Source organism: Microcystis sp. LE19-84.1B, assembly GCF_027531875.1.
In the GTDB taxonomy this organism is placed as follows: Bacteria; Cyanobacteriota; Cyanobacteriia; order Cyanobacteriales; family Microcystaceae; genus Microcystis; species Microcystis panniformis.
Genome location: NZ_JAPZSR010000356.1, coordinates 1 through 6,648 on the forward strand (window position 1 = coordinate 1; position 6,648 = coordinate 6,648).

Genomic DNA, 6,648 nt, shown 5'->3' on the forward strand with positions numbered 1-6,648 from the left:
ACCTTTACAACAAGGGTTAAGACATTTACAAACAGCTTTTACTAATTTCTTTGCTGGTCGTACTAAGTATCCTAACTTTAAGAAAAAACATCAGGGAGGAAGTGCCGAATTTACCAAATCTGCTTTTAAATTTAAAGACAAACAAATCTATTTAGCTAAATGCACAGAACCCTTACCTATTCGATGGTCAAGACAAATACCAGACGGATGTGAACCAAGTACAGTAACAGTCAGATTACATCCCTCAGGACGTTGGCATATCTCAATAAGATTTGATGACCCAACGATTAAGCCTTTACCAGTAACAGATAAAGCCATTGGAATTGACTTAGGAATTAGTAGCCTTGTGATTACCAGCGATGGTGACAAAGTATCTAATCCCAAGCATTTTAAGAAACATTATCGGAGACTGCGAAGAGCATCGGAAAAATCTTTCTAGAAAACAGAAAGGGTCAAAAAATCGGGAAAAAGCAAGAATCAAAGTAGCCAAGATTCACGCTCAAATTACCGATAGCAGAAAAGACCATTTACATAAGCTAACCACTCAATTAGTTCGTGAAAACCAAACGATTGTAGTTGAGAATTTAGCCGTTAAGAATATGGTCAAAAACCCGAAATTATCTCAGGCAATATCTGATGTAAGCTGGGGAGAAATAACCCGACAATTAGCCTATAAATGCCGTTGGTATGGGAGAAACTACATCGAAATAGATAGATGGTTTCCTAGCTCTAAAAGGTGTAGTAATTGCGGGTATATTGCCCTTGAAAATGCCGTTAAATGTTCGAGAATGGGACTGTCCAGACTGTGGGACACACCATGACCGAGATATTAACGCCAGTAAAAATATTTTGGCCGCAGGGCTTGCGGTGTCAGTCTGTAGAGCGACCATAAGACCAGAACAGAGTAAATCTGTTAAGGCAGGTGCGGAACCCCGCAAGGGAAAGAAGCAGAAACCTAAATCGTGAGGTTTGGGAATCGCCGTCCGTTTTACGGCGGCGAGGATGTCAATCTATCACCCAATTACGCAATACTGCCCTCGCCCAAGGACTTCTCAGCGCGGCGGGATTAGACACAAAAACTTGGGTACAATTGGGAGTCAATCTCGCCTATAATCTGCCCAATAGTCGCAAGGATGAATTAGAAGCAGACCGACTGGGTTTAAACAATCTAGCTGAGGCCGGTTATGCAGCCAAAGCCATGATCTCCTTTATGGGAAAATTAGCACAACAAGGCGGTTCTACCCCGACAATTCTCAGCACCCATCCTGCTACCGGCGATCGGATTTTGGCACTGCAAAAACAGCTTAATTCCCTTAATAACAAGCAGAATCAAGGTTTAGACGGGGATTATTACCAATTGCAGCTTCGTTCTCTCCGCTAATCATACAATTTCCCGAAAGGATAAAAACTCGGCCACCGCTTGATTAAAAGTTTCAGGTTCCCCTAAAAATGCCCAATGATTACCCGGTATTTTTTTAATCTCTAGAGAAGTTAAATACTTTTTGTAGGATTGAATTTGCCAAGCAGTGCGATTTAATCCCTGTTGGGGAAGGATTAATAAACTGGGAATATCTAAAGTTTTAGTTAATCCGGCAAACCCCATGACATCCTCAAAAATTTCCCCCCGTGCCGATAAAGTGAATTTACTGCTCCAACTGCCATCAGCTTTTTGTTCGATGGCATTTTTAAACACCTCTTGCTGTAGATTTGACCAACCTTTATATTGTTTTAATTGACGAGCGATCGCTTCTATGCTCTGATAACTATCAAAGGAGCGAGTAATCTTTAAAAAGGGCAAAACTTGATAGAGAATTGGAAAAGTTATCCTAATCCAACTAGGCATTTTATCGATAAAAAAGGGATCGACTAAAATTAAACTCTTAAATACTTCTGGCTGTTGATTTGCCCAAATTGCCGCTATTTTAGCACTCCAAGAATGACCTAAAATATGTGCTTGCGTCCAACCTAAATGATTAATTAAAGCCCTTAAATCGCCAATATAATCCTGAAAGTGATAACCGGTTGCCGGTTTACCGCTTTCCCCATGTCCCCGCAAATCTGGGGCAATAACTTGATAATTTGAGCTTAAATAATCGCCCAAACTTGACCAAACCAAAGCATGATCCGCCATGCCGTGCAATAATAATAGAGGCATACCTCGATCGCTCCATTGTAAATAGGAAATTTCCATCGAGTTATTGGTAAAAGTCTGGCGTTGTGGCATAAATTCTCGGCTGATTTTTACTCTATAATTTAAATATCACTTAATAAAACTTCATACAATGGCACGACAATCTCCGCTCACTGGGACTAGCTTAGAACAATTGTCTTGGACATGGCAAGGTCACACCATCCCCTACACTGTGGGGGGAGAAGGACAACCCCTAGTATTAATTCACGGTTTTGGGGCATCTATCGGTCATTGGCGCAAAAATATCCCCGTTTTAGCGGAAAATGGCTATCAGGTCTATGCGCTAGATCTTTTGGGATTTGGGGGTGCGGATAAGCCCGCTTTAGATTATAGTCTCAACCTTTGGCAGCAGCAAATACAAGACTTTTGGCGGGAAAAAATCGCAAAACCGACGGTATTTATCGGTAATTCCATCGGAGGACTGATTACCTTAATGCTGATGGCAGAATCTCCCGAAATCACTGCCGGAGGCGTAATTATCAACTGTGCCGGCGGATTAAACCATCGTCCCGAAGAATTAAATTTCCCTTTGCGTTTAATCATGGCTGCCTTTACCGGTTTAGTTAGTTCCCCCGTGACAGGAAAGTTTATTTTTGAACAGGTAAGACAGAAAAATCGCATCCGTAATACCTTAAAACAGGTTTATCGGGATCATACCGCGATTACCGAGGAATTAGTCGAAATTCTCTATCAACCCTCCTGTGATGCGGGTGCGTGGGGAGTGTTCGCATCGGTGTTGACGGCACCCCCCGGACCTTCTCCCCTGGAATTATTACCGCAAATCGATCGCCCTTTATTGGTACTCTGGGGAGAGGATGACCCTTGGACACCGATCGCTGGCTCGGTAATTTACCAAGAAAGAGCTAAAATGGGAAATAATACCCAATTTTATCCGATTGCCAAAGCTGGTCACTGTCCCCACGATGAACATCCCGAAAAAGTTAATCAATTAATTTTGAGTTGGCTGTCGGAAATGAGGATTTAGTCAGTTATCGAAGATTTTAGCGATTATATAGTTACTGGAGAAATCTGCCAATCGGGGCGAAGATTTTTCGCCCCCCGGAGATAGACGTGCTGCATTTCCCCTTGCAGTTTGGGAGTATTAACGTGGAGAATTACGCGAATACACTTGTCCAGACTACCAACGACGTGCATCTGTTGCACATCGAGGAGGGGGACATTTTGCCAGTGGGGACGTTCACGAGCGATAGCAGCGGGGAAAATCACGTCTAAATCCTGAGTTGCCGTAAAGATAATACTAACAATATCATCGGGATCGAGACTATTGTGGATTTCGATCGCTTCGAGGAGTTCTGTTACTGCTTCTCGTATAGCTTCAATAGTATTAACCGTTACCGTCGTCGCTCCCCGAATGGCTCGAACCTTCCACTGCACGATTGTCATCCTCCGCTAATCCTGATGAGTCAATTTTAGGGGTTAACGCGCCCTTTTTCTCGACTTTAATCTGGCCATCAGGGTCGGTATAACCACAATAGTTGTCCGTTAACTTCCAATTCAAATTCTAGACGCTGTAGGGTTTTTTGTAATCCTAGGGGTATTGGGGAACGATTGCCCGTCAGACGACTGAGGAGGGGTTTCGGTTCTTCGATAGTCTGACATTTAGTTTTATCTGGGGGTAATCCTGCCAATTCTAGCGCCCAAAGTCGGGCATCTTCCTCGGTTCCCAAGCGATCGACCACTCCTAATTCTAACGCCTGTTGACCGGTAAAAATGCGCCCATCGGCAAAACTTTTCACTTGATTGACATCTAAATTTCTGGCTCCGGCGACGGTTTGCAGAAATTGCTGATAACTGGTATCGATCATATCCTGGAGAATTCTTTCTTCCTCATCAGTTAATTCTCGATCGAAGGAGAGAATATCTTTATAGGGGCCCGATTTAATCACTTTAAACGAAACTCCCACCTTATCCAACAATCTTTCTAGATTGTTCCCTCTGAGGATAACACCGATCGAGCCGGTAATCGTGCCGGGGTTAGCCATAATATAATTGGCCCCCATACCGATATAAACGCCGCCAGAGGCGGAAATATTGCCAAAACTAGCGATTATTTTCGTGTTTTTTTGTAACCGCTTCAATGCTTCATAAATTTCTTGGGAATCCCCCACGGTTCCCCCGGGGGAGTCAATGCGGAGAAGTAGGGCGGGATATTGCCTTTCTTTGACGATTTCTAGGGCTTTTAAGACTCTTTTGCGGGTATCGGAGGCAATTGCACCTGTAATTTCTATTCGAGCGATTTGTTTGTGGGTTTTCGGTTTAAAAGGCCAGACCATCAGGTTTAAATATCTCTAAAAAAAGGACTCTTTCTAATCTAACGCTTTGATCGTTCCGGGTTAAGCAGACATTATATTTCAGAATTTCCAGCTAAAATGTCTGGTTAAGTGTTTGACATCCTCACCGCCAGGGCCGGACGGTGATGACCGGGCAGCTCGAACAAGATTTATTCAGCAGACCCTAAGTAGGGCAAGGGGTAGTAGAAGCTGATGGGCAAATCGCCATTCGGAGCAATTACCGACCTGAACAAGGAAATTACAGATTTTTTCAAGCTAGGATCAAAGATTTTGTATCGAAAAATACAAAACCGGTCAAAGTGACTGTTTAGGATGGATTTTTTGAGAAGCTTAAGAACCGATTCATACGTCAAAGGAGTTTTCCATGCCCGAAACGCCACAAGAAGTCTTGAAAATGATTCAGGACAACAATATTAAGATTATCGACCTGAAATTTATTGATATGCCTGGTATCTGGCAACATTGCTCGTTCTACTACGACCAAATCGATGAAAGCTCTTTCAGTGATGGTGTTGCCTTCGATGGTTCCAGTATTCGCGGTTGGAAAGCAATTAACGAATCCGATATGGCCATGGTTCCCGATCCTACCACTGCTTGGATCGATCCCTTCTACAAGGAACCGACCCTAAGCATGATCTGTAGCATCAAAGAACCGAGAACTGGTGAATGGTATAGCCGCGATCCTCGCTCTATTGCTCAGAAAGCGATCGATTATCTTAGCAGTACCGGTTTAGGTGATACCGTATATTTTGGACCAGAAGCGGAATTTTTCCTCTTTGATAGCGCTCGTTTTGACCAAACCGCCAACGCAGGCTATTACTACATGGATAGTGTCGAAGGTCGTTGGAATAGCGGTAAAGACGAAAAAGAGGGAAATCTTGCCTATAAACCCGCCTACAAACAGGGTTATTTCCCCGTTAGTCCCACCGACACCTCTCAAGATATTCGCACGGAAATGCTCTTAACCATGGCCGACTGCGGAGTTCCCATCGAAAAACATCACCATGAAGTCGCTACTGGTGGTCAAAACGAGTTAGGGATTAAATTCTCTACCCTAGTACGGGCCGCTGACTACTTGATGACCTACAAATACTGCATTAAGAACGTGGCGAAGAAATACGGTAAAACCGTCACCTTTATGCCTAAACCCATCTTTGGTGATAACGGTTCCGGGATGCACGTTCACCAGTCTATCTGGAAAGATGGTCAACCCCTGTTCGCCGGGGATAAATACGCCGGACTTAGCCAAATGGCACTGCACTACATCGGTGGTTTGCTTAGACACGCTCCCGCACTCTTAGCTTTAACTAACCCCACCACCAACTCTTACAAGCGTCTCGTCCCCGGTTTTGAGGCCCCTGTAAACCTGGCTTACTCCCAAGGTAATCGCTCCGCTTCGATTCGGATTCCTTTATCGGGAAGCAACCCGAAAGCCAAACGTTTGGAATTCCGTTGTCCTGACGCGACTTCTAACCCCTACCTCGCTTTTGCAGCTATGCTCTGTGCCGGTATCGATGGGATTAAAAATCAAATCGACCCCGGCGAACCTCTCGATGTGGATATCTACGAACTCAGTCCCGAAGAATTGTCAAAAATCCCCTCTACCCCCGGTTCTTTAGAAGCAGCTCTGGAAAATCTCGAAAAAGATCACGCTTTCTTGACCGATTCTGGTGTCTTTACCGAAGACTTTATCCACAACTGGATCACCTACAAGCTCGATAACGAAGTTAACCCGATGCGCTTACGTCCTCACCCCTACGAGTTCTCTCTCTACTACGATGTCTAAGGTTTGATTGACCAATCATTAATCCTAGGGTAGGCTTTTGTCTGCCCTTTTTTTTCCGAATCAGCAAGTCAGTCCCGATGAAAAAATTTTCACCACCGCAGATGAAAGAGGTTTCCTTCCCCACACCCCACACCCCACCTGCCCCCCCGATGTCGGGGGGGTTGGGGGGGCCACACCCTGCCACCACCGAAAAACTTTTTGCCGCAAACCCTAGTATAACTGGACTTCCCCGTTGACAAAAAGCCATAACCTGTGCTGTAGAAGGGATTAAAAGAATTTCCGCCGCCTCGTTACTGGGTACAAATCAGGGAAACTCCCAATAAATCTAACGCTTTTTGTTGCAGTTGGGTCGGTCGAGT

The 6,648-nt window shown here is 44.4% G+C and carries 5 protein-coding genes and 2 pseudogenes; 4 read left to right on the forward strand and 3 right to left on the reverse strand.

The annotated features are described in order from the left end of the window. Both O9324_RS20080 and O9324_RS20085 read left to right on the forward strand, forming a co-directional pair. A pseudogene (locus O9324_RS20080) lies at nucleotides 1–966 on the forward strand (RNA-guided endonuclease InsQ/TnpB family protein); the annotation flags it as partial. Nucleotides 967–1,000: 34 nt separating this feature from the next. Next, a pseudogene (locus O9324_RS20085) lies at nucleotides 1,001–1,381 on the forward strand (M48 family metalloprotease); the annotation flags it as partial. On the opposite strand, the gene O9324_RS20090 reads toward O9324_RS20085, so the two are convergent. Next, nucleotides 1,382–2,224, reverse strand: a complete 843-nt coding sequence (locus O9324_RS20090) for an alpha/beta fold hydrolase (protein ID WP_288141131.1) — start codon at nucleotides 2,222–2,224, stop codon at nucleotides 1,382–1,384. It lies immediately after the preceding pseudogene. 58 nt (nucleotides 2,225–2,282) lie between these two features. Between O9324_RS20090 and O9324_RS20095 the strand changes: the two genes are divergently transcribed. Next, the gene (locus O9324_RS20095; protein WP_287628127.1) at nucleotides 2,283–3,176 is read left to right on the forward strand and encodes an alpha/beta fold hydrolase; all 894 of its coding nucleotides are present in this window, start codon (nucleotides 2,283–2,285) and stop codon (nucleotides 3,174–3,176) included. 23 nt (nucleotides 3,177–3,199) lie between these two features. On the opposite strand, the gene aroH is transcribed toward O9324_RS20095, so the two are convergent. Further along, nucleotides 3,200–3,595 carry a chorismate mutase gene (aroH, locus tag O9324_RS20100; protein WP_288141132.1) on the reverse strand — a complete coding sequence of 132 codons (396 nt, stop codon included), beginning with the start codon at nucleotides 3,593–3,595 and terminating at the stop codon, nucleotides 3,200–3,202. Nucleotides 3,596–3,663: 68 nt separating this feature from the next. Next, nucleotides 3,664–4,485 carry a signal peptide peptidase SppA gene (sppA, locus tag O9324_RS20105; RefSeq protein WP_002768456.1) on the reverse strand — a complete coding sequence of 274 codons (822 nt, stop codon included), beginning with the start codon at nucleotides 4,483–4,485 and terminating at the stop codon, nucleotides 3,664–3,666. Between the two features lie 382 nt (nucleotides 4,486–4,867). On the opposite strand from sppA, the gene glnA reads away from it, so the two are divergent. Continuing rightward, on the forward strand, nucleotides 4,868–6,289 hold the full coding sequence (glnA, locus tag O9324_RS20110; RefSeq protein WP_288141133.1) for a type I glutamate--ammonia ligase: 1,422 nt from the start codon (nucleotides 4,868–4,870) through the stop codon (nucleotides 6,287–6,289). Nucleotides 6,290–6,648 lie beyond the last annotated feature (359 nt).